This window comes from Nostoc linckia z4 (genome assembly GCF_002608075.1).
Lineage (GTDB): Bacteria > Cyanobacteriota > Cyanobacteriia > Cyanobacteriales > Nostocaceae > Nostoc > Nostoc linckia.
This window is the reverse complement of the sequence record NZ_LAHA01000057.1, coordinates 23017-46246: the sequence shown is the minus strand read 5'-3', so window position 1 is coordinate 46246 and position 23230 is coordinate 23017. Positions and strand designations below refer to the sequence as shown.

Here is a 23230-nt window from a genome sequence, read left to right as displayed (position 1 = left end):
ATAATTTCAAAACACTGCTTTAAGATATGTAGTATTTGTAGTTTCTAAACTTATGTATGCATATTGAAGTGAAGTGAAGAGGCAATATGTTTGAAGGATTTTTTTCAACTTTCGGTAATTCGCTTGATTATGAATCTGATTTCTTGCAAGAAGAAATGACCAATACTACAAATGATGAAATAGCTCTAGAAGTAGAAAGTGATAATACTGATTTTGATACTTCACATAGCAACAATATTGATTTATCTACAGATTTGACTAATTTAGGTAGTGATAACTTATCAAACTTTAGCTGCGAGTTTGCGACAGATGCCTATGGGGATACCTCACAATTTTATGATTTGGGAAATCCAATTGCAGATGCTAATTGCTGGCAACAGCAGGAGGGACAGAATTCCTGTGCGGTAGTAGCTCAAATTGGTATCTACGAGTCCATCGCGGGAGTTGATATTTCTGAAGCCGAAGCTTGCCAGCTAGCAGAAGCAAACGGCTGGTTTGACCCGGAAACCGGGACTTACCCAAAAGACGTAGGCAAAATCTTAAATGAATTGGGTATACCCACAAAACAAAGCTACGACGCCACTCTTGATGATATTGCCACAGCTTTAGAACAAGGCGACAAAGTGATTGTGGGGCTTGATGGTAACGAAATATGGACGCCAATGAGAGATTCCGCGACTGGTTCTCCCATTGAACAGTCAAATGCGGGTCACGCTGTTTGGGTTACAGGCATCGACCGGGAACCTGATGGTTCCGTAAAAATCATCCTTAATGATAGCGGTACAGCCGATGGTCAGATGAAGGTAGTTGATGCCGAGGACTTTCTCAGCGCTTGGGCGGATCATGGCAACTTTTTGATGGTTGCAGATGTACCTGTCAATGACAGCAATCAACAACTAGCACAAACCTACCTTGGTGCATCTGCTGCCAATGAACAAGCCAATCTAGAAGCAGGAGCGTATATCGATAATCAGCATACATTAGGAGCGGAAATTGACGCACAATATCACCCAGGTCAGGATCAACTTAAGCAGCAAGCCATTGAAATAGCTGGAGAAAATGCTGCTGAGTATCAACGGATGGCTCAATATTGGCGTTCCCAAGCTGACATTTCTCAAAATCTTGCTGATGGGAGTGCGAGCAACTATCACGAGTTAGAAGAAAGGATAAATTTTGAAAGGCGTTTAGAGAAAACTGCGGATGCTACGGGCAATGAGTATACATACACGACTAGCGGAATAGACGCTGTGAGTCAGACATCTTCGTTGCTCTTAAGCATGGATGCACAACATAATGCTTCTATGTGCAGATTAAAAGCACAACAATACGAAAGTTTGGCTGCTGAAGCGATGAGTCAGATGAATAGTTATGCACAGATGGATGCCTCAAAATTTACCGAAGAACTTGTTGATAATTTGGCTTCTGAACAAAAAAATATTGAACAGCAGACGTAATAACTAACAGTATCAAGTTTCAAGAATATTTGTTGGGTTTTGCAATCGCGCTATCCAATCTACTATGTCTATTTCAGGAGAAATTGTCATGCCTATCGATCACGGCTTACTTCGACAACTTAAAGCTAAACCAGCAGTAAAGCAGACTGGGGTTGGGGCTTTACCTCGTGGTATCCATAAAACACCAGAACTGCGCGAGTGGGTAACTTTGGAATCAGTTGCCCTGCCGCCAGTACTGTTTAACCAAGAGGGACATTGGAGGCTGATTTCCCTGCTTACTGTCTCTAAGCAGCTTGAAGATGGCTCAAAAGGATGGCTCGCGCCGTGGGGGGCTGTAGAATGGTCTTGGCCAGAGGAAAAGGTTGTGCAAAAAATCGACCTGCGTAGTCGCGAAGACACAGCATCGCTTCGCAATTCCAAAACGATTCCTGCACGCCCTGCCGGCTGTCGGATCGTTCTAGAGCCAAGATTACGTACCCAGAGAGAAAACGCCTTGTTTTCTGCCCTTGATCGCATTCTCTTAACTCCACCTGCTCATCAGGTTGATTTAGCTTCCCTTGCCGCACACTACGCTGGACTTTTGCCTGTTGGAGTTTATCCTTATTACCATGCTCTGATCCCGGAGTGTCGGAAATGGCTGCGTTCAGAGGTAGCAGCTTTCACGTTGACAGCTTCGGGGTCAAGTGAACAAGCTCTAACACCAGACAACAGTTCGATAAAGGTAAAGCCGCCGGAAGCAGTCATGCAAACAGACAAGTCTTCTGGTAACCGCTTTCAACATCCCACTGATCTGACTGAGCGGATTGGCTCTTGGCTGCGTAAATGTCTGATGCTGGCAGAATCATCTGAGCTTGAGAATATGGTTTCAGAACTCCAAGCACTGGAAGCCCGTTCGCACCTGCCGGGTTTTCGACTCGCTATGGTTGGTGAATTCAATCGTGGCAAAAGCACTCTGATTAACCGTTTGTTAGGTCGTTCTCTCGTCCCTGTTGGTACGCTTTCGACTACGGCAATCCTCACCTCAATTATTGCTGGGGTAGAAGAATGCATGGAAGTGCGTTTTTCCAAAGAGCATAGCGAGGTGCGATCATTGCAAGAATCTTCATGGAGCGATCTGCTGGCAACCGACTTAGCAGGCAGTGATCGCCAAGTGGTTGCACGTGTACAGCTAACTGTAGACGATCCTTGGTTGCGATCGCTAGATGTCGAATTAATTGACGCTCCGGGAATAGGAGACCTCAATGGACATTATGCGTCCCTCGTCTTCGATTTGCTTAATCGATGTGATGCTGCCATATTAGTTGTCAGTGCTATCACTCCTTTCGGCATGGGGGAAGGGGCTTTTCTTAAACAAGAGATGATTGGGCGACACATTGATCGCATTCTCATTGTTGTCTCTCATCTCGACACCATTGCCCAAGAACAGCGGGCCAGGGTACTTGCACACATTCGCGGACGGGTGGCGGAAGTCTCTGAGAATATAACAATTTTGCCACTGCATCCAGTCGATGATACTACAGAGGCTATGGTACTCAATGCGGTGCGAACTCAAATTGCCGCAATGGTGTCCAAGGGCGATCGCCGAGCGTGGCGCAGTCAAAAGGTAGCGGGACAACTTGCAGATCATCTCAGCCAGATGAGCAAAATTGGTGAGGCAGCGATTGCAGCTGCAAGAATGAACCCAGTAGAACGCGAAAAAGCCTTGCAGCGGGCGCAATCAGAAGCTAAAAAAGCAGAACTTCATTGGCAGAAAATTTGCCGCGAACTCGACAAGCGATGCCAGCAGTGCTACCAGCAATTAAAGGAGAAAATTCTCAGTGCAAAAACTGAACTGCTCGATGTTCTTTCTTTTGAATTGAGCCGAACATCCAATCCCAAATTATGGTGGGAGCGGGAATTACCTTTTCGTTTGCGGCGCGAATTTCCATCACTCAGTCGCAAATCAGAAGATTTTTTTATGAAGGCGATCGCTCGTGATTTTGCGTGGCTGCAAAATCAAGTTTCACACTCCTTTTCTATTCAAATGACAAGTAAGGCCGCTAACTCTTTAGCACTGACCTCCGAACCGTTGGATATCAGTTACAAACCTAGTCAATTAGAAATGAGTGACATTCAACAATATCGCTTTCTAACAAGAATTGGTAGTAGTGCCGCTATGGTTGGCAGCTATATTTTTGGTGGTCCTGCTGGCATTGTGGCTAGCCTCGGCACAACATATTTGAGCGAGCGACTGATGAACGAAAAGTTGGAAGAGCAGCGCCAAATGGTGGCTCAGGCATTAGAACCCAGCGTTGACCGAGCGCTCGAAGAATACTGTAGCGCAATTTATGAGCGTCTGCACCATTTCTATCGCGAATTAAGCGACGATACAAAACATCAGCAAGCCACTTGGCAATCTGCGAGAAACACTGCTGTTAATAACAACTCTTTTGTCGCAGCAGATGAACCAGCCTGGCGGCGAATGATTGACACAGCCTCAGCTTTAAAAACAGAAATCGTCACAGCACTACAACAATAGGTGTGGCACATTTAAAAGATGATTTTGTAGGGGAAATCCCCCGCTCGGTTGCCCCAAACTAATTCTGCATAAGTTAAATCTACTCAGAAGTAGATAGAAGCAAGAGGGCTTATTAACAATGAACCAAACGTTTACTTCAACCGCCATTGTCGATTACAAAAAAACGATACTCACATTAGTAAGTAATTTACAACGACTACGAGAGTTTTCCCAAAAACTTCAGATCAAAAATGAACTTATTAATGACATTCTGCAAAGGATTGAAGTAGATGCCTTTTCTCTTGCAGTTGTTGGAGAATTTAATCGCGGTAAAAGTACATTCATTAATGCCCTTATTGGTCACGATATCCTGCCTTCAGATATCTTGGCTACTACTGCTACTCTCAGCCGCATTACTCATAAGTCAACACCAGGGGCAAAAATCAGTTTCAAAGATGGTCGTGAACAAGAAATTGCCTTTCATGAATTGACTGATTATATAACCAAAATTACTTCAAAATCAGAAACCACAGCCGCCAAGCTAAAAGAAGCGACGATTTATTATCCAGTGCCTTTTTGTCAAAAAAATAACGTAGAAATTATCGACACGCCAGGATTATGTGATGATGCTAATATGACTGCCGTAACGTTGTCAGTTTTGCGTCAGTGTGAAATGGCTATCATGCTGATTTCGCCTCTGTCACCTTTTGGTATTTCTGAGGGAGAGTTTCTCACAAATAAGTTACTAGATAATGGGATTTTTAGGATTTTATTTGTAGTAAATGGTATTGACAGCCTCAACTCTAATGAAGACACAGAGAAAGTCATAAATTTAATTATAACTCGGATTGAAACTTGTATTCAGCAGTGGGCAGAAAACCAGCCTAATGCTGAAGAATCCCGGAAACGGATTGGCATAATCAGAGTTTTTGGAGTTTCAGCTTTACAAGCATTGCAAGCCAAGCAAGCTAATAATATGGCATTACTAGCTCAAAGCTGCTTAGTTAATTTTGAATATGCTTTGAAAAACATTATCAGTCGAGAGCGAGGATTAATTCGCTTAGAATTAACTGTTAATCAAATCATTAACTCAGCTACAGAAATTATCAAAAGTGTCGAAATTCAACAGAATTTTTTGGAACTAGAACAAGCTAATTTGAGGAAATATAGCCAAGTTATCGCCAATGAGCTTTCCACAATTCATCGTACAAAAATAGAAGCTACTCAATCAATTGATACTATAGCAACAAGTGTTAAGACACAATCGCACGCATCATACTATCGCCTAGAAAACAAACTTAAAGCTGCTGTTGAAGAAGTTATTCAATCAATTACTGCAAACACTGATAATCAGACTGAACTACCTAATAAGGTATTGGATGCTGTGCAAAAAGCTAGCAGAAAGGTAGCTAAAGAAATTCAGACAGAAACGCAGGAAGCATTGACTATAGGATGGAAAAAAATCAGGGAATTTGCTGAGTTATTCGAGCAAGTTATACAGCGAATTAGCCCGAAAATGACTCAGCTAGGATTAGACACAACAATTTACACCAGAGCAATGAACATTGTGCGATCGGTTAAAAAAGTTTGTGATTCCTTTAATCAACAACAGCCAAGCACCTTATCTCTTTCATTTCCTAACAATTCAGAAGTTTTTGTATTTACCGAGGAGTCGAATGGTGCGGGAACTGCTATCGGGGCTGTTCTTGGTTTTGTATTAACTGCGGGAACTCCTATTGGGGCTGCGATTGGAGGTGCAATTGGTGCTGGTGTTGGTGCCAATATGAAAGCCAACAAATTTAAGGAAAAGTACCAACCCCAAGTTATGACAGAGATTGAAAAGCAACTGGGATTAATGAATGTCAATCAAACTGTTGATAACTATATCTCTAAGGCTTTTTCCCAGCTAGAAGAACTACAAACTTTATTCATAAAGGAGGTGATCTCAATTTTAGATACGACCCAAAATCAGCTTGCTCAAATATGTGGACAACGTGAAGCCACGTTTGTAGCTAAACACAGAGAACTCAATCAAATTCGATTAGAGGTACAGAAAATTATGGGCAATGCTCAAAAACTTTCTGAACAACTCAGCCAACTAAGTGCATAAAGTTTCATTTCCATCTACAACAAAAAATCAACACTTACTAAGGAGAACTTAGCAATGACATCTACAATCAACCAAACCATGTCTGTTGATACCGTGATCGATGTAATTAAAGTTGAGCGTACCCTACTGACTGACTTGAATAAATTGCGAGACTTTTCCCAAAAGCTCAAGCTCACAAAATCAGTTGATTTAATTGATGAAGTTTTGAAGCGGGTTGCAGAAAGAACTTTTTCCGTTGCCATTGTTGGTTGTTTCAGACGTGGTAAAAGCACTTTCATTAATGCTCTGCTAGGTGATAAAATTCTGCCATCAGATGTTTTGCCTACAACTGCCACACTAAATCGCGTTAAGTATGGAATAACCCCCTCGGTGGAAGTTCTATTTAAAGAAAAAGATGAACATGGCAACCCAAAAAAGGAGATTGTTCCAATTGAAAATTTGACTGATTATGTCACTAAACTGACACCAGAATCTAAGATTACTGCCGAGTCAATTAAAGAAGCAGTTGTCTATTATCCAGTTCCCTATTGCCAAAATAATATCGAAGTTATCGATACGCCAGGACTGGATGACGATCAAAACATGACTAATGTTACCCTGTCAGTTTTACCCCAGGTTGATGCAGCCATTATGATTATTTTGGCTCAAAATCCTTTCGGTGAATATGAGAAGGATTTCCTGGAAAACAAATTACTGACTAGCGATTTGGGACGTGTTATTTTTGTCGTGAATATTTGGGATACCTACACTCCTGAAGAAGCCGATCGCCTAGTTCAGCACATTAAAGCTAAAATTCAGCAAAATGTGTTGGAGCGAGCCGCAGATCAGTTTGGCGACAAGTCTGAGGAGTACAAAGCCTACGTGCAAAAGATTGGCGAACCCAAAGTATTTGGTATTTATATCAAAAAAGCATTAGAAGCCAAGAAAAAAGGCGATGAGGCACTAAATACTCAAAGTGGCTTTCGGACATTTGAGGGAGCTTTAGACAAGTTTCTGACAAAAGAGCGGGCGGTGATTCTCTTACAAGTGCCTGCTAACCGAGCGATCGCTTCAGCTAAAGAAATCCTCTCCACCCTCCACATCCAAGAAAGCGCCCTGCAAATGAAGCAACAAGAGTTCCAAGCTGCTTATGGAAAAAGCGTGGCTGAGATTGCTGCTATCCGAGAGAGACAGACAAAAGAACTTAGTCTTATTGATGGTGCTGCTGCCAACGTTAAGTTGCTAGTGCGACCTTTAATTTATAATCTTCCTGCTGAATTAAAACAAGCAGCGGAAGAGGCGATTCAAAACACAGCTATTGAGCCAAAAGAAGTGAATAACAAAAAGGCTCTAGCTAAAAAGCTGGGTGATCAAGTCTCTAAAGCTCTGCAACGTGCCACAGATAAATTATCAGAGAAGATCCAAAATGAAATTCAGAAAGGAATCGATCAGGAGGTTGAGCGCCTGAAAGATTTTGCTGAATCAGTCGATCAGGCTCTCACAAACGTTCAAATGCAATTTGGTGACGATATCGTAGCGAGTTCAGATCGCAAAACAAGTGGTGCTGCGGACGCAATCACTGGCGCTCTGTCAGCATTTACAGGATTTGGTGGTATCTGGTCAGGATATCGTGTAGCGGGGGTAAAAGGTGCTTTTGCTGGTGCTGGTGCTAGCATTGGCACGTTTTTCCTAGCTGGAGTAATTGCCGGAGCTATAGGATTAACGGCAGCTGCTTTTTGGCCTGTTGTAATCGCTACCGGACTTTTGTCTGTTTTCACAGGCGATCAGTTTGCCAAAATGCTATTTGCTCGGGACAGGGTGGAAAATTTCAGAAAAGACTACAAGGAGAAAGTGCTACAGGCAATTGAAAATCGAGTCCGACAAGAGCGCCTTGACCAAAAAATTGATGAGCAGATTGCAGAGCCTTTTGAAGTGCTGAAACTAACGCTGCGTCAGGAAGTAGAGACATTTCTCGACAACACCCAAAAGACTCTAAATGATCTCAATGACAAGCGGGGACGAAACGAAGTTTTGAATGAAAACGAACGCCAAGAACTCAATGAAATTCGTACTGAAACTGAAAAGATTCTTGGTAATGCCCAGCGGCTATCTGACCAGCTTGTGGAGATTATGAGCGTCTAACTGTTGCAGACATCCCGTGTAGGGCGGGCTGTATAGTCCGCCTTGCTCTATATTTCTCAGAATCATCGTCTAATTTAGTAATTGATAATTAGAGGAAATCTCTGAGTGGAATACAAACAAAAACTTGAAGATATAACAAATGAACAATAGTTTTAGCCGTGCACGATCGCTCGAAATGGCTAGTCTCTCCCAACTAGCTTACATCGCTCAAAACCAGGGAGTAGAAGTTGTTTGCAACATCCTGAAGTCAGGGTGTTTACCATTTGTACCGCAGTATCAAACAATTGAATTTCTTCATAGTCCGCGCCTCTTTAATTCCACAAGTGAATTAGCTTGCTGTGGTTTAATTTTGTCCACACCGAGTAACATTGTAATTGCGATCAGAGGAACAGAAAACCTAGATGATTATTTCCTTAACTTACTGGTACAAACCAACTCTGAAGCCATTCATTCTGGTTTTAACACTTATGTAGAAAGTTTCTGGGAACAATTGCAAGACTTTCTGTTACGAGAAGACAACGGTAGGAAAGATATTTTCATTACTGGACACAGTTTAGGAGGTGCAGCAGCTACATTAATTGCAAAACGGCTGCAAGAGCCTGGTTTAAAGCCAATAGAACCTCATGTTCTAGAAACTTATACCTTTGGTGCACCGCCAGTTAGTACAGTGGAATTAATGCTAGATACACCACTATACAGATTCCGCAATGCTGGCGATTTCATTCCACACTTACCAAAAATAATTACTATCCTAGTTAACCGAATACCTCGCTTACATGGGGCGATCGCTAACCAAAACCCACATCTTTTACAAACGCTTTCTGAGTATTGCCATGTAGGCTCTGAGTATCTTATAGAAAAAAATTATCAGATTCGTCAGCTAGATCAACCTAACATCGGTAATACCTGGCAGTGGGTTCAGTTCTCCAAAATATTACTTCCCCAGCTACAGGTTAGCACACAGGGAGATAACAATAAAAGCAATGTCAACAATAGATTGAGGGAGCTAATCAAAACTTTGATTCAAACCTCGTTACAGGAGCATCGTGCCATCAAATATGTAGAAAGGCTGAACTTTGGTAAGCTTCCACCTTGGAGTAAATCTTCAGCACAATCAATTATGTTCAACAAATCGCCTTCAAGTCATGAGAAAAGGTGCAGCTTCACAGAGAAACGCTATTAGAAACTTGGCTACGGGATCTTCCTCAGCTTTACGCCAACTTCATAACTTCCAACTTATGCTCTTCAAAAAATTATCTTACATGAGCATTACTGATGACTAACAGTTGTAAATTTTGGAGAAAATCTAGTAGTCATTAGCGTATGTTAAATTACAACCAATTACCAATAATAATAAACGGTGCCCAATAATAGGGATTATCATATTGGTCGTTAATTTCTGGTCTTTTTTTTGCCTCAATTAGTTTGATTTGAGCAGCTTGTAAAGCTTGTGCTTTACTCATTCCCGGTTCGCGTAACTTATTATAAAACTCTGTCACTAAATCTGCTGTAGATTCATCTCCTACAGACCACAGTGAAGCCATAGCACTTCTCGTTCCAACTTGTAAGGCGACACCAGCTAAACCTAAAGTTGCGCGGTCATCGCCCGCAGCTGTTTGACAAGCTGTTAACGCTAAAAGTTCAATTGAATTAGAACCGCCGCTGACTTGTCGCAGGATAGTTTCTAGTTGATTGATAGTTAATTTACTATTATTTCCTGCGACAAGAAAAGTATCTTCTGGAATTGTGCCAAACTGAGCATGAGTTGCCATGTGAATAATGGGATAAGCTGTTTTTTCAATTTCTTCTTCTAAGTTTTTAGAATCAAATTTTTCATTCAAAAGCTGTTTACTCTCCGGAAATAGTTTTTGTACTGATTTGATTTCTGTGGAAACGCTTGTCAAAGCCGGAAATTTTTGCTCATCAACCGTGGCTTCTTTACTCACACCTAAAATTAAAGCTCGACTTGCTTGAGTATTGAGTTTTTTAGGCGCTGTCAACCGTAAGCTAGGGCTGATAGCAATGGCATACTTTTCTATTAAATATCTCTTTTCATTTTTGTCATAAAGTGCCGCCATTGGCACGTTACGTAAGAAACCATCTTGGATAAAAACGATGGTTTTTATTTTGTGTGATTTTAAATCACCTTCCAAAGGACGAATTATCAAATCATATAAATTTTCTGCCAATGTAGTATCATAGTTAATTGACACTAGTCCTTGGGTCAAACCTGCACGAAACTTTTCGATTTTATCTCTAAAATCTCCCCGATTCTGATTAATCCAATATAGCCGTTTTACCTGATTTGGTAGACTAAGAAGAATCGCAGTACCATCTTCTAGAATAATTGAGCTAAAAACCGCAGTATCTTCTTTGAGTAGTTCATCAACTTTTTGGTCATTGAGTGCAGTCAATATACAATCATTACCAAAATAATTTTGTAGTTCTGCTAGTTTCAAAGAATTAATTGTTTCGAGGGCGCTATTTAATTCTTTATTACGGTTTTCGCTGTCCATTGATACTAGCGAAGCTAACTCAAGTTGAAAATGTGCTAACTGACGATAGATAGGCTCAATAATATCTCGAAAGTCAAATTGTAAATCGCGGTCTGCAATTAAAATATCGCTGCGGATTTTTTCTAGGGTATTATACGCTCTTTGATAAAAAGGGAGTGCATCTAACTTTTTCCCCTGTACTTGTAAAATTCTTCCTGCTTGCCACTCCCACAAATATAAGCTATCTTTAGCCTTCAATTTTTGGTCAGCTACCCACAGTGCTTTCTGGGTTAATTCTAGGGCTTGTTTATATTCCTGGCGACATTCATAAAAATGACCAAGCGCCCCCATAGCAAAAGACTCAGCACGAGAGTCTTGCAGTGTTTGAGCAATTGAGATCGCCCCTTTGAGTAATTCTTGTATCTGTGTATTTAGTAGTTTTCGCTGCGGACATTGAGTTAAGGATGAAGTGACTTCAACATCAGCAGCAGGTAGATTCGCTAAATCTATAGCTGCATATACTTTATTAATAGAATCGGGTAATCTACCCAACAGAGCTAAAGCTTGTTCGATATCTGCGTTAATCTGAGCGGGATCAACTAAATTTATGGCTTGGGTACGGTAATATAGCTGAATTAAATTCAGCAGGCTTCGCATTTCACCGGGTTTATTGTCTTGCTGGCGAGCTTCTTTGAGACTGGACTGAAAATACTCCAAAGCTTGCTTGTAATTATTGGTAGCCTTTTGCTGAAATTCATTAGCCTTCGGGACACCGCGTTGCTGGGCAGACTTAGCACGCAGATTCCAAAGTTGCGCCCGACTAACATGGGCATTACCCAAACTATTCAGTACTAAAAAGTCATAAGCTGGATTTTTAAGATTTTTCGCATGTTCTAGGTATTCAATTGCTTCGTCGTAATCTCCTCTGAGGCGATAAGCTTCTCCTAAACTACCTAGCGCTGCGACTTCTCCTAGTGTATCTCTTTGTTCGCGGGCAATTTGTAAAGCACTCCCTTGCAAACACTCTCGTTTTTCTTGAGATTTTTTGTTAGATTCCAGTTTTTTTGCCGATGCACCGCATAAGAGCTGTATCGCTTTTCCTGGTTGTCCTAAACTACTATAAGCTTGCGCCTGTTCGGTGAGCATTCGCCCCAACTGCTGCCAGTCACCAGAGGAGCGATAGTAGTTAATCACACGCTCCCAATAGCTAAGCGCTGCCTCACTCTCTCCTAGCTGCTGATACGCCCTTGCTAAATTTTCACTGACAATTACTGCATTAGCACGGTTATTACTTTTTTGGTAGATATCTAAAGCTGTTTTCCAGCGTGAGATCGCGCCGCGAAACTCTCCCTTAGAGTAGCGTTCAATACCTTGGTTTACCAGTTGAGCCGCATCGGGAGTCTGAGCGTTTACTAATTCCGCTATTGTCATTTGTTTAGCTGTTAATGGGACATAACCCAGCCATAAACAAAATGTCAGGCTGACTAAGAAGAGAAATCCCAGAAAACGACGCCAAGCTAATTTGTGAAATCGATTTAACACAGGCTAACTCCGGCAGCAGCGTGGTATCACTCAGATGCTTTTTCTGAAAACTGAGGAAAAAACTATTAACCCAGCTATTGAACCTTAGCTCTTATTTTTAACAGTATCAAAAGTTCCCATAAGCAGAGACCAAATAACTTAAGCAATTCAAAATTCGTCTTGAAAAGTTTAACGGAGAGAAGTTGCAAGGAGGGTTTTCCTTTGGGGACAGAAACTGACACCGCACACTTTCCGCAAAATTCAAAATCAAAAACCAAGGGTTGGCACATATCCTAGCTGCTGACTGTATGCCAACTAGATGTAAAACAGCTTATACAGTATGTGCAGTTTTATGCAAAGGTGGATGCCTCATCGTATAACTAATCCATTAAAATGTGGCATTTCAATGAGCAGGAATGGTGAATGAATCTCCAAAAGGATTTTTCTATCGTGTTAATTAAGGAAGCAGTTAAACAAATTATATAAATGAGGTAAAAATCATGAAACGCTATTTTTGGACAAAGGTTTTATTCAGACTAACATTAGCAGCAATTGGCATTACTAACAGTGTTCTACTGCAACCAGTCCGTCAATGGCTTGAATCATTAAAAATAGAAGATTACCAATTGGCACGGTTGCTCTGCACAATTATTCCTGCCAGTTGTCCTTTTGAACGAGAAATTAAATTCCACAACCGTACTCTTCTTTACATTCCACCTCTATGTAAACTCAATCCTTTCTACGAACAGTTAGTCGAACTACGTTTTAAAGCTTTAACTTATTTAGCAGATGAGCTTGGTGAAGATGTGACGCTGTATTGCTAATACCAAGGAGGCTTCTATGTCTCGCGAACACAATGGCTATCCCTTTACAGGTATCGAGCCGAGATCTGACCAAAATTCTGCAAGATGACCTGGAAAGGCTTGATTTTACGTTGTAAATTACGGCTTTTTTGACTTTGATGTAGCAATTTTTCAAACCCATACAGCACAGGGGTTTTCAGTCCATCTTGCAGAAAATTACTTGGATCTCGGCTCAATACCGTACATTGTTATGTGGTTTACTGTTAGTCTTTACTCAAACATCGTCTCTTTAAAATTGCGGTGAATAAGGAGATAATGCAAGTATCATTGCACACACATTAGGATGATTTTAAGTTGGAAATTATGCCACTTGTAGCTTGCTTACCGTAGGGTACGGTTAGGATTTAGATATTAAAACAAGCTATCGTTATGGGTGAGTGACTACTTTACCATCCCTCCCTATTTTTACAACAAAACTATTAGTTTTATATTGTCTTCACAATCAAATATATATCTATACTTAATAATAAATGGCTGTTGACAACTAAATGGCTGTTAACAACTACTTTATATTCTCATTTTTTGTTTGTATTTTATACAAAAGTGCAATCAATAATAGTGCTGAAAAAAAATACTACAATCTTTACTCAAAGCTGGCTGCGTCGATATTGGCGTTTGGGGATATTGGGGTGTCTAGCTATAGTTGGGGTGGTAGTTGGAGTTGAAGAAAGCACCTTAGCTCAGCTGAATCTCACGCCTGACACTGCTGGCGATCGCAATTTGGGAACTAGAGTAGAAGCAATAGATGCGTTAACAGAACAGATTCGGGGTGGGACTCAGCGAGGAGGCAATCTCTTCCACAGCTTCTTTGAATTCAACATTCTTGAAGGTAGAAGTGTCTATTTTGAGAATCCAGTTGGAGTCACTAATATTCTGAACAGGGTGACAGGGAAAGACCCTTCTGACATTCTGGGAACACTAGGTGTGGGAAAACCCGGTGTATTAGGCACTGCCAACTTGTTTCTAATTAACCCCAATGGCATTATCTTTGGCCGGAATGCCAAGTTAGATGTCGGAGGTTCGTTTGTGGCAACGACGGCGAATGCGATTGGATTTGGTGAAAACGGCTTTTTCAGTGCAACTACATCAAATGTTCCTTCAGCGTTATTAACAGTTAACCCTTCGGCTTTTCTATTCAACCAAATAGCAGCTGCACCTATCCAAACCCAGTCAATAGCGCCAGCTGGATTAGATCCATCTGGAAACGCTACCTTTGGTCTAAGAGTTCCTGATGGTCGTAGTCTACTCTTAGTAGGTGGGGATATCAGGGTCGATGGCTTAGAATTTATTTCTAATAATGTGACTGGCGAAATCCATCGGGCAAATCGTGGGGGGCTGAAAGCATTTGGTGGACGAGTTGAGTTGGGAGGATTAGCAAAAACAGGAACCGTAGGACTAAACGTGAATGGTAAGGAATTGCATTTGAAGTTCCCTAGCAATTTAGAGAGAGCAGATGTCTCTATTACTAATAGGGCAGAAGTGAATGTACGTGCTGGAGGTGGCGGTAGTATTGCTATTAATGCCCGAAATTTGAATATGGCAGGAGATAGCTTAGTTCGGGCAGGGATAGCATTAGGGTTAGGGTCACTTGATAGTAAGGCAGGAGATATCGAAATTAATGCAACAGGGGAAATAAGACTTACTGATGGTAGCCAATTTTCCAATACTGTCTTTGGGCGGGGAAAGGTAGGCGATGTCAATATTACTACTAGTGGACCCATTTCTTTTGATGGCGTGAATAGCAATGGAAATGCTAGTGGAGCCTATAGCAGGTTGGAGCCTGGATCTGTAGGTAAAGGTGGCAACATCAATGTCAGGGCTGAATCACTGTCTTTAACCAATGGCGCTCGACTACTTATCGACACCTCTGGACAGGGAAATGGAGGTAATGTCATTGTCAATGCTCGCACAATCTCTCTTGATGGCTCTGATAGTGCTATCTCTAGCAACTTGGACGAGAGAGGTATTGGAAAAGCAGGTGACATAAACATCTCCACTGACTCACTCTCACTCACTAATGCTGCTCAAATTCGAGCTGCCACCTTCGGAGAGGGAAATGGAGGCAATGTCATTGTCAATGCTCGCACAATCTCTTTTGATGGTAGGCAGGATAACTATGGTAGTGGTATTTACACTAATGTGGAACAGGGAGGTGTTGGAAAAGCAGGTGATATAGGAAAAGCAGGTGATATAAATATCTCCACTGACTCACTCTCACTCACTAATGCTGCTCAAATTGCTGCTGCCACCTTCGGAGAGGGAAATGGAGGCAATGTCATTGTCAATGCTCGCACAATCTCTTTTGATGGTAGGCAAGGTAAGTATCCTAGTGGTATCTTGACCAATGTGGAAAAGGGAGGTTTTGGAAAAGCAGGTGACATAAACATCTCCACTCACTCACTTTCACTTACCAATGCCGCTGCAATTGGTGCTGCCATCTTCGGACAGGGAGATGGAGGCAATATCATTGTCAATGCTCGCACAATCTCTTTTGATGGTAGGCAGGCTAATCATGGTAGTGGTATCTCTAACAATGTGAGACAGGGAGGTATTGGAAAAGCAGGTGATATAAATATTATCAATACACAGTTACTCTCTGTGACTAATGGCGCTCAAATTGGTGTTGCTAACCTTAGCTCTGAAAGTAGAGCGCGTGCAGGCGATATAAAAATTAACTCATCTAAAGTTATTTTAGATAACCAAGGAAGCTTAAATGCTGACTCTGTATCAGGTAACGGTGGCAACATTAATCTCCTAGTGAGAGATTTATTGCTGCTACGCCGCACAAGTCAAATTTCCACAAATGCTGGCACAAACCAAAAAGGTGGCGATGGCGGTAACATCAACATCAACTCGAAATTTATCATTGCTATCCCCCAAGAAGACAGCAATATTACAGCCAATGCTTTCACAGGTAGAGGTGGTAATGTCCAAATAATTTCTAAAGGTATCTTTGGTATTGAGCGCCGTCCACTGCCAACTAAGAAAAGTGATATTACAGCTAGTTCTGAGTTAGGCATTGCAGGGAATGTAAATCTCATGACACCCGACACCAGCGCTATCCAAAACAGCCTGACGGAGTTACCCCAAAACGCCATTGACACCAACGTCCTTATAGCCAACAGTTGCATCGCCCGCAGTAGCAAGCAACAAGGTACTTTCACCATCACTGGTTCTGGTGGCTTGCCTAATCGTCCTGGCGATGCTTCCGTTTCACCCTATCCCACTGGTACTGTGCGGAGTGTACCAAGTAATGGCGCATCACGCCTGTGGCAGAAGGGCGACCCCATTGTCGAACCATCTGGCGTGTATCAACTCCCGAATGGACAGCTTGTGCTAAGTCGAGAATGTCTTTAGTTTTCATCCCCGACTTAAAAGACATTCACTTCTCTACACCTATTTTGACCAAAAGGCGCTTTCAGGCGATCACTATGAAGTTTTCCGTAGAGCAAATTCTTAATTTACCAGGGATAAAAGTATTAAGTTGTCAAGAGATTGAAGGCTTGGGGTTAATTATAGAAATACAGGCTGCATCAAAATCTTGTACTTGTCCAAAATGTGGTAAACCTAGTCATAGTATACATCAAAATCACTGGCGCAATATTCAAGACTTACCTTGGAGTAATCAGGCAGTGATATTAAGAATTAATCGGCGGCAATTTAGATGTAAAAATTGCCAAAAGCCATTTAGTGAGGACTTGGATTTTGTAAAAAGACAAAGAGGATATACGAAAAGATTTGCTCAAGCTATAGTCGAAGAAGTATTGAACAGTAATATTCGGAGTGTTGCACAAAGGCATGATTTAAGTGAGTCAGAAATTCAGTCGATGTTAGATGAGATAGCATCATCAATCAAGATTGATGTCAGTGAAATAGAACGTCTAGGTGTAGCGACTAGCCTGCGCTCTCCGTACAACTTGTGTAGCTGCTACATCCCCGCCTTGACTCTGAGGCACCCGGATTAGGAGACCGATTTTTCCGGACATCCTTTGAGTGAAGAATAGAATTTTAGATATTTGCGTACTCACATACTCAAAAATAAAAATATTCAAACAGTACATAAAAATGACGGCGATCGCCGTCATTTTTAATTTTTGCGTATTTAAAAACATCAAGTATCTAAAAACTCAAATACTTGATGTTTTTTAAATGAGTTGGTAAATTATGAGCATCAAGTTTTCAAATTTTTGCGTACCTGAAATTTCAAGTATTCAAAAACGCAAGTTTTCAGTAATTTAAAAACTCAATATTTAGCATGACACCATGATTATTACAGTTGCATCATTCAAGGGGGGGGTGGGCAAAACGACGACTGCCGTTCACCTCGCTGCTTATCTCCAGACCAAGGGGGAGACACTGCTCATTGATGGCGACCCCAATCGTTCTGCTAGCGGCTGGGCAAAACGTGGCAATTTAACTTTCAAAGTGATTGATGAGCGGCAAGCTGCAAAGTATGCGAAGAATTACCAGCACATTATCATTGACACCCAAGCAAGACCGGAACAGGAAGATTTAGAAGCACTTGTGGAAGGATGTGATTTACTTGTGCTTCCCACTACCCCGGATGCTTTATCACTTGATGCCCTGATGCAGACTGTTACTACTCTCAATTCGTTAGGTGCTGATAAATTTCGCATCCTTATTACTCGCGTTCCACCTAAACCCCGGCGAGATGGAGAAGAAGCAAGGGCAATGTTAACTGAGGCTGGATTACCTCTATTTAAGGGTAGTGTCCGTGATGCAGTTGCCTTTCAAAAAGCCGCGTTAGCTGGTGTACCAGTTAACAAAATTTCTGACCCACGCGCCAAAATTGCTTGGCGAGATTATCAAAGCATCGGTCAGGAGGTGATGAAGTGAGCAAATTCAAAGGTATTTTGGATGCAGCAAAGGGTCGTGAACCTGAACCGGAGCCAGAAAATCAAAGCCAGGAAACAGAAATTCAATTGCTAGAAGTTCAACAACCTGAAAAGGTAGAACGAAAGCCAGTTGCCCAATTGCAAACCGAACCGCCAAAACGGGGACGACCCAAAGCCAAACGCTCTGACCCTGACTATGAGCAGGTAACTGCTTACATTAAAAGAAATACTCACACAGCAGTCAAAATTGAACTGTTAAAGTCCAGTCAGAATGGCGAAAAGCGGGAGTTTAGCGAACTTGTTCAAGATTTGCTAGAGCAATGGCTAAATTTGCGTACCTGAAATTTCAGATATTCAAAAACTTGAAAAGTTAAATTTTTAGATATTTGAGTTTTTGACTATCTGACTTCAAGGCGATGCCTACGGCGGTAAACTACGCAGTCCAGTAAAAGCTGAATGTGGCGATGCTTGTTGGCAAGCAAGCCACTGCGCGTCTATGTATGGCTTGCACTGCTTCTCAAAATCCTTATGAAAAATCCACCAAGGAGGTACTGCCCCTCCTATATCTGTGTTATCAGCACAGCGCCTCACTTTTCGGCTTCAGGTGGAAGGCGGAAGATGGAGGAATTGAACCCCCAGGTGTTGCCCTGCTCTAGTTTTCAAGACTAGTTGCCCTCCCTTGAGCAGCATCTTCCATATAAACAAGGGGTATCTGAGGAGACTTGAACTCCCTAATGACTGGTTCCACAAACCAGCGCCGCGACCGCTTTGGCTTCAGATACCAAGAGTGGATACTGGTCGGATTTGAACCGACATCTTTCTGCTTGCAAGGCAGACGCTTTCCCAGTTAAGCTACAGACCCATGAGCAGGAGTGGTAGGGGTCGAACCTACATTGGTCGATTTAGAAGATCGATGCCCTCATCCATTAGGCGACACTCCCATAAATTGGTAGCCCCGGCAGGGATTGAACCCGCGACTTCCTCTTTGTAAGAGAGGCACTCTCCCAACTGAGTTACAGGGCTAAGAAAGCGATCGACGAGATTTGAACTCGTACCTAGAGTTTGGAAGACTCAAATGCTGCCATTACACCACAATCGCATTGAAGCTGGTGACAGGAGTTGAACCTGCAACCTACTGATTACAAATCAGTTGCTCTGCCAATTGAGCTACACCAGCACTAATTTGGTGACGGGGGCAGGAGTTGAACCTGCCGATGTTCAGGTTATGCAGCCCCACGAGCCACCGTTGCTCCATCCCCGCATATTCACCAATACCCCTGACTGGATTTGAACCAGCAACTTCCAAATTTTAAGTTTGGCACCTCTTCCACTTGGGTTACAGGGGTAAGTTTTGGTGGGCGCTACAGGGGTCGAACCTGTGTCAGCCTGATTAAGAGTCAGGAGCATAACCGTTCTGCCAAACGCCCAAGATTGGATGGGTCGCCCAGGGGTTGAACCTGGATGAATCCGCTTAAAAGGCGGCTGCATACCCGCTCTGCCAACGACCCAATTTGGTACTCCCGACAGGAATTGAACCTGCAAAAATTCCGTCCCTCAAACGGAAGCGTTTACCAATTTCGCCACAGGAGTATGGTTGGGCAAATGCCCAGTACCCTTGGTGGGAGTTGAACCCACAAAATCTGGTTTCTAAGACCAGCACGTTTGCCAGTTTCGTCACAAGGGCAAATGGTCGGGATGGTAGGATTTGAACCTACGGCTCCTTGTCCCCAAAACAAGGCTTCTAGACCACTGAATTACATCCCGATATTGGTACTCCTGACGGGAGTTGAACCCGTACACAGACTGTTTTTGAAACAACCGCCTCTTCCAATTGGGCTACAGGAGTATACATAGGCTGGGAAGGAAGGAATCGAACCCTCAAACTTCGCATTCAAAGTGCGACGGCTTTGCCTGTTTGCCTACTTCCCAATAAATGGCTGCCTCAGCAAGAGTCGAACTTGCAACCTCGCGGTTAACAGCCGCTTGCTCTGCCATTGAGCTATGGGGCAATGTGCCAGTCCCCCAGGTCGGAATCGAACGGATGACCTCCTGTTCTTCAGACAGGCGCTACTACCAACTGAGCTACCGGGGGATAAGGCGAGAACGGAGAGACTTGAACTCTCAATCTTCAGTTTCGTAATCTGAGATGTTATCCAGTTACACCACGTTCTCATAAGGCGGAGAGAGAGGGAGTTGAACCCACAGTGAGATGATGAATCTCACAACTGTTTAGCAAACAGCTTGCCCTGCCAATAGCAATCTCTCCATAATGGGCCGGGCTGGAATTGAACCAGCAACACTGAACGCGGCGGTTTTACAGACCGTTACCTACACCAATAGGTGAGCCGACCCAAAAGGTAGTGCAGACGGGACTTGAACCCGCTAATTACACGCTTGAAAGACGTGCCGCTCGGCCACTTCGCTTCTGCACCATGTATGCCATGTAAGTTAAAAAAGCTGTTGATTCACACACAGGAATTGAACCTGCATAGACTGTTTTAGAGACAGTTGCCTTACCATTAGGCGAGTATGTAAGCTTTTTCGGTCAGGACACGGCAACGCACAGACTAGGATTTGAACCCAGAACAACAGTTTTGGAGACTGTGGTGTTGCCGTTACACCATCTGTGCATTTGGTCGCAGTGGTGGGAGTTGAACCCACATCGACCAAGTTATGAGCTTGGAGCTTTGCTATTAAGCTACACTGCAATATTTGGAGTCCAGGGTGGGATTTCAACCCACGATTGTCGGTGTTGCAAGCCGATGCCTTAAACACTTGGCGACCTGGACAATTTGGAAGCCTTGACGGGAGTTGCACCCGCTTCTCCTTGACTGAGAATCAAAGCGACTTGTCTATTTGTCCACAAGGCTACACGGGGATGATGAGATTTGAACTCACGATCTTTCGCTCGACAGGCGACTGCTTTAAACCGGACTAAGCTACACCCCCACGTTGGATGGCAATTATTTAATTTTCAAGGTTCAGAAGTGTTTGCGCTATGCCTTTTTGAGAGGCTGTAGTGCTTTACTACATTTATACTACATAATGTATTATAAAATGTCAAGGGCATACTACAAACTTTTTGAAAGAACTGAGAGGGCAGTGTTACGTAATCGAGCTTATTGCCCTCTCTGACTAGGTTTGAAGGTAATTACTCGTTCTCACTCAGGCGTTGTGCGTTCCAAAACTGTTCGGCAAACGCAATTGCTGGGTGAATTGGGGCTTTAGGCTTGCTTTTGAGTACCATTCCAGCTTCATACGGTAAGCGATCGCTCTTTGTAGAGTTACAACGCTCACAAGCTGTCACAACGTTGTCCCAGGTATGTTGTCCACCTTTTGAACGGGGAATTACATGGTCAAGCGTTAGATGCTTGGTGTTACCACAGTATTGACAGGCGTGATTATCGCGTCTCAAAACCTCACGACGGTTGACAGGCGGGACTTTCTCTCTTCCGTTCCGGATTACCAACAGTCAAGCGAATGTGTTCAGGTACTTGTAGTACGACGCTGGGCGATCGCACTTCCCACTGCTTTGTAGTACCAAAATTCACTGATTCTGCTTGACCTGTGACTAACAGCACGATTGCTCGTTTGATGTTGATGCGTGCTAGTGGTAAGTAGTTCTTGGAGAAAACCACAACTGAATTTTGTAATATGTGTGGTTGCCCAAAAGGTGGTTGAACTTCCATAAGTTAATTCACTCCTAAAAAAATAACCCCCGCCTCTGGTTATCAGGTGCGGGGGTCACGTAGTTGATACTTTTTGACCTATATCGGTGCTAGAAAACACTTGCACCTCCCGCTTTGGATAAGTTGATCTAGATTCAGCCATCCGGTAATCGCTTCAAAAATACTTTCACGCTGCAATTTACTGCCGACAAAACAATACATTTCCTCAAACGCAAACAGCGCGAATACTCTGCCTAAACCCTTGTTGGGTCGGCAATGTATCACGCTGCTAATGGTTGAGGAGAATCTGCTTATCATTGAAGGTTTGTAGTATTTGTAATTGGGACTTATATCAATAATACAGTTGTAGTATGCGATTGTCTACTGCCCTCTGATCCAGCCTGTGGTTTTGGTGCATTTTTCCTGAAAGGATCACTTTTTCTAGACTCAAAAGCAAAGGCGATCCAGTCTATGGTTGCGATCGCCTTTGTTCAGATGCGTACTTGGATGTAGAAGAGTTGGGTAATGTTTTTGAGAGTTTATGGATGGACTCTCAGGGAACTCTAATTTTTTAACTCTGGGAATAACAGCTACATCTGTCAAGTTGACAGAGTTACTAAGTGTGGTGAGTAGTGGTGACACTACTTCTTGGTAGAAGATGCCCAGTTTCTTCAACCGCAAAAATTCCACACTTAAACATTGTAAACAGAGTGTTAATTACACCTGTTACTAAAGCTGGCTTGGCAGTTTCCAAGGCCACCAAGCCAGCAATTCAACAAAAACTAAAGCAAAAGGTTACTGCAATGAATAGAAACACTAGAAACTTACAACTTAATGATAAGTCAAAGCACCGGAGAGGTTTTCTTTGGAGGCTTCGACAGCTATGTAGGTTTTGGCATCCCATCTTAGGGGCTGTCATAGCGATCGCTTCTCTAATGAAGTTGCTGTTTCACTAACAGGCGATCGTCTTATCTGGCGGATTCCGCCAGATACCTCAATGGATGCGTAGCTTGCCGCCGTAGGCATCGCTCAAAAAAACTCATCAAAAAGGCGATCGCACTGGATCGCCTTTTCTTCTAAGAAACTGATCCCTTTCCCTGCCTGGACAAGGTAAATCTGATAACCTTGGCAGCCGCTGTTCCCGCAAATAACTATACTTTGGCTCAAGAAATATTACGCGGTGTAGCACAGGCACAGCATGAGTTTAATGACAATGGCTTAAATGGTCGATTATTGGAAAGCGGAATATGCCTTCAAGACGTTCAAGTTAACAAAAGTAGTGATTTTCTCTAATCCTGATGATTCATACAGTTTTACTATCACAGGAGAAGTTAGCGTACAGCTACTAGTTATGACGCTACTCAAGCTTTTATTTGTACATGAATACTTGAGTGTTCATTTCCCTCCTATGAGGTGATGGAAGAGATTTAGCCAAAAACAACTGCGATCGCCTTTATCCTCCAAAAAAATAGTTAGTTGAGTGCAGCAGCGATCGCCCTTCATCCTCTAAGAAAAAGTTCTAATTTTCTGGAACTTTCTGTCGGTGGAAGGATAATATTGCCGGAATGGCTTGCTTATGCTTCCAATTAACTTCGGCAAAATTATACTTCTAATCCTCAGCATAGGTTATACTAAGTTGGCAAAT

Annotated in this window: 11 protein-coding genes, 25 tRNA genes and 2 pseudogenes; 11 read left to right on the top strand and 27 right to left on the bottom strand. The window is 42.6% G+C overall.

Features of this window, described 5'->3' with window-relative positions:
- The first annotated feature begins 86 nt into the window (after positions 1 to 86).
- The 5 genes from VF06_RS31005 to VF06_RS30985 all read left to right on the top strand — a co-directional run bounded on the left by VF06_RS31005 (position 87) and on the right by VF06_RS30985 (position 9365).
- Entirely contained in the window at positions 87 to 1454 is a 1368-nt protein-coding gene (locus VF06_RS31005; RefSeq protein WP_099069918.1) for a C39 family peptidase, read from the top strand.
- 88 nt (positions 1455 to 1542) lie between these two features.
- Positions 1543 to 3972 (top strand): dynamin family protein, encoded by a 2430-nt coding sequence (locus VF06_RS31000; protein WP_099069919.1) that lies wholly within the window; start codon positions 1543 to 1545, stop codon positions 3970 to 3972.
- Between the two features lie 118 nt (positions 3973 to 4090).
- Positions 4091 to 6061: a dynamin family protein gene (locus VF06_RS30995; protein WP_099069920.1), complete on the top strand. Its 1971-nt coding sequence runs from the start codon at positions 4091 to 4093 to the stop codon at positions 6059 to 6061.
- A 54-nt stretch (positions 6062 to 6115) separates the two neighbouring features.
- Positions 6116 to 8182: a dynamin family protein gene (locus VF06_RS30990; protein WP_099069921.1), complete on the top strand. Its 2067-nt coding sequence runs from the start codon at positions 6116 to 6118 to the stop codon at positions 8180 to 8182.
- A gap of 139 nt (positions 8183 to 8321) precedes the next feature.
- Positions 8322 to 9365: a lipase family protein gene (locus tag VF06_RS30985; protein ID WP_099069922.1), complete on the top strand. Its 1044-nt coding sequence runs from the start codon at positions 8322 to 8324 to the stop codon at positions 9363 to 9365.
- A gap of 148 nt (positions 9366 to 9513) precedes the next feature.
- Here the strand turns inward: VF06_RS30985 and VF06_RS30980 are convergent, their stop codons facing one another.
- On the bottom strand, positions 9514 to 12219 hold the full coding sequence (locus VF06_RS30980; protein WP_099069923.1) for a CHAT domain-containing tetratricopeptide repeat protein: 2706 nt from the start codon (positions 12217 to 12219) through the stop codon (positions 9514 to 9516).
- Positions 12220 to 12698: 479 nt separating this feature from the next.
- Between VF06_RS30980 and VF06_RS30975 the strand changes: the two genes are divergently transcribed.
- From VF06_RS30975 to VF06_RS30955, 5 genes and pseudogenes are all read left to right on the top strand, one after another.
- Positions 12699 to 13022 carry a Mo-dependent nitrogenase C-terminal domain-containing protein gene (locus tag VF06_RS30975; protein ID WP_099069924.1) on the top strand — a complete coding sequence of 108 codons (324 nt, stop codon included), beginning with the start codon at positions 12699 to 12701 and terminating at the stop codon, positions 13020 to 13022.
- A 597-nt stretch (positions 13023 to 13619) separates the two neighbouring features.
- Positions 13620 to 16418 (top strand): two-partner secretion domain-containing protein, encoded by a 2799-nt coding sequence (locus VF06_RS30970; protein WP_244918181.1) that lies wholly within the window; start codon positions 13620 to 13622, stop codon positions 16416 to 16418.
- A 74-nt stretch (positions 16419 to 16492) separates the two neighbouring features.
- Positions 16493 to 16951: pseudogene (locus VF06_RS30965) on the top strand (helix-turn-helix domain-containing protein); the annotation flags it as partial.
- Positions 16952 to 17324: 373 nt separating this feature from the next.
- Positions 17325 to 17918: a ParA family protein gene (locus tag VF06_RS30960; RefSeq protein WP_099069925.1), complete on the top strand. Its 594-nt coding sequence runs from the start codon at positions 17325 to 17327 to the stop codon at positions 17916 to 17918.
- Positions 17915 to 18259 (top strand): hypothetical protein, encoded by a 345-nt coding sequence (locus VF06_RS30955; protein ID WP_099069926.1) that lies wholly within the window; start codon positions 17915 to 17917, stop codon positions 18257 to 18259. The genes VF06_RS30960 and VF06_RS30955 overlap by 4 nt, the downstream gene beginning before the upstream one ends.
- A 270-nt stretch (positions 18260 to 18529) precedes the next feature.
- On the opposite strand, the gene VF06_RS41530 is transcribed toward VF06_RS30955, so the two are convergent.
- The 26 genes and pseudogenes from VF06_RS41530 to VF06_RS30840 form a co-directional block, all read right to left on the bottom strand.
- Positions 18530 to 18612: transfer RNA gene (locus VF06_RS41530), tRNA-Ser, on the bottom strand.
- A gap of 93 nt (positions 18613 to 18705) precedes the next feature.
- Positions 18706 to 18779 (bottom strand) — tRNA-Ala (locus VF06_RS30945).
- 5 nt (positions 18780 to 18784) lie between these two features.
- A tRNA-Arg gene (locus tag VF06_RS41525) sits at positions 18785 to 18858 on the bottom strand.
- Positions 18859 to 18864: 6 nt separating this feature from the next.
- Positions 18865 to 18940, bottom strand: a tRNA-Val gene (locus VF06_RS30940).
- A gap of 5 nt (positions 18941 to 18945) precedes the next feature.
- Positions 18946 to 19016: transfer RNA gene (locus tag VF06_RS30935), tRNA-Gly, on the bottom strand.
- A gap of 5 nt (positions 19017 to 19021) precedes the next feature.
- Positions 19022 to 19094: transfer RNA gene (locus VF06_RS30930), tRNA-Thr, on the bottom strand.
- 95 nt (positions 19095 to 19189) lie between these two features.
- A tRNA-Leu gene (locus VF06_RS30925) sits at positions 19190 to 19263 on the bottom strand.
- Positions 19264 to 19269: 6 nt separating this feature from the next.
- A tRNA-Lys gene (locus VF06_RS30920) sits at positions 19270 to 19344 on the bottom strand.
- Positions 19345 to 19349: 5 nt separating this feature from the next.
- Positions 19350 to 19426, bottom strand: a tRNA-Lys gene (locus VF06_RS30915).
- Between the two features lie 3 nt (positions 19427 to 19429).
- Positions 19430 to 19507 (bottom strand) — tRNA-Leu (locus tag VF06_RS30910).
- A 20-nt stretch (positions 19508 to 19527) separates the two neighbouring features.
- Positions 19528 to 19601: transfer RNA gene (locus VF06_RS30905), tRNA-Leu, on the bottom strand.
- A gap of 3 nt (positions 19602 to 19604) precedes the next feature.
- Positions 19605 to 19681: transfer RNA gene (locus VF06_RS30900), tRNA-Pro, on the bottom strand.
- A gap of 4 nt (positions 19682 to 19685) precedes the next feature.
- Positions 19686 to 19763: transfer RNA gene (locus tag VF06_RS30895), tRNA-Leu, on the bottom strand.
- 9 nt (positions 19764 to 19772) lie between these two features.
- Positions 19773 to 19846, bottom strand: a tRNA-Gln gene (locus VF06_RS30890).
- A gap of 5 nt (positions 19847 to 19851) precedes the next feature.
- Positions 19852 to 19926 (bottom strand) — tRNA-Asn (locus VF06_RS30885).
- A gap of 9 nt (positions 19927 to 19935) precedes the next feature.
- A tRNA-Phe gene (locus tag VF06_RS30880) sits at positions 19936 to 20009 on the bottom strand.
- A 6-nt stretch (positions 20010 to 20015) separates the two neighbouring features.
- A tRNA-Arg gene (locus tag VF06_RS30875) sits at positions 20016 to 20089 on the bottom strand.
- Between the two features lie 6 nt (positions 20090 to 20095).
- Positions 20096 to 20183 (bottom strand) — tRNA-Ser (locus tag VF06_RS30870).
- A gap of 4 nt (positions 20184 to 20187) precedes the next feature.
- Positions 20188 to 20269, bottom strand: a tRNA-Tyr gene (locus VF06_RS41520).
- 6 nt (positions 20270 to 20275) lie between these two features.
- Positions 20276 to 20349, bottom strand: a tRNA-Glu gene (locus tag VF06_RS30865).
- A 127-nt stretch (positions 20350 to 20476) separates the two neighbouring features.
- Positions 20477 to 20547 (bottom strand) — tRNA-Trp (locus tag VF06_RS30860).
- A gap of 3 nt (positions 20548 to 20550) precedes the next feature.
- A tRNA-Ile gene (locus VF06_RS30855) sits at positions 20551 to 20625 on the bottom strand.
- A gap of 5 nt (positions 20626 to 20630) precedes the next feature.
- Positions 20631 to 20706 (bottom strand) — tRNA-Cys (locus VF06_RS30850).
- 4 nt (positions 20707 to 20710) lie between these two features.
- Positions 20711 to 20787: transfer RNA gene (locus VF06_RS41515), tRNA-Glu, on the bottom strand.
- A 3-nt stretch (positions 20788 to 20790) separates the two neighbouring features.
- A tRNA-Asp gene (locus VF06_RS30845) sits at positions 20791 to 20866 on the bottom strand.
- 202 nt (positions 20867 to 21068) lie between these two features.
- A pseudogene (locus VF06_RS30840) lies at positions 21069 to 21606 on the bottom strand (HNH endonuclease).
- Positions 21607 to 22710: 1104 nt separating this feature from the next.
- On the opposite strand from VF06_RS30840, the gene VF06_RS41510 reads away from it, so the two are divergent.
- Complete coding sequence (locus VF06_RS41510) at positions 22711 to 22878, top strand: hypothetical protein (protein WP_180267770.1); 168 nt, start codon at positions 22711 to 22713, stop codon at positions 22876 to 22878.
- Positions 22879 to 23230 lie beyond the last annotated feature (352 nt).

What these genes read in the sequence shown, in the direction of transcription:
- VF06_RS30995 (WP_099069920.1), top strand. Translation starts at nt 4,091, where the DNA reads ATGAACCAAACGTTTACTTCAACCGCCATTGTCGATTACAAAAAAACG.
- VF06_RS30960 (WP_099069925.1), top strand. Translation starts at nt 17,325, where the DNA reads ATGATTATTACAGTTGCATCATTCAAGGGGGGGGTGGGCAAAACGACG.
- VF06_RS30985 (WP_099069922.1), top strand. Translation starts at nt 8,322, where the DNA reads ATGAACAATAGTTTTAGCCGTGCACGATCGCTCGAAATGGCTAGTCTC.
- VF06_RS30975 (WP_099069924.1), top strand. Translation starts at nt 12,699, where the DNA reads ATGAAACGCTATTTTTGGACAAAGGTTTTATTCAGACTAACATTAGCA.
- VF06_RS30990 (WP_099069921.1), top strand. Translation starts at nt 6,116, where the DNA reads ATGACATCTACAATCAACCAAACCATGTCTGTTGATACCGTGATCGAT.
- VF06_RS31005 (WP_099069918.1), top strand. Translation starts at nt 87, where the DNA reads ATGTTTGAAGGATTTTTTTCAACTTTCGGTAATTCGCTTGATTATGAA.
- VF06_RS31000 (WP_099069919.1), top strand. Translation starts at nt 1,543, where the DNA reads ATGCCTATCGATCACGGCTTACTTCGACAACTTAAAGCTAAACCAGCA.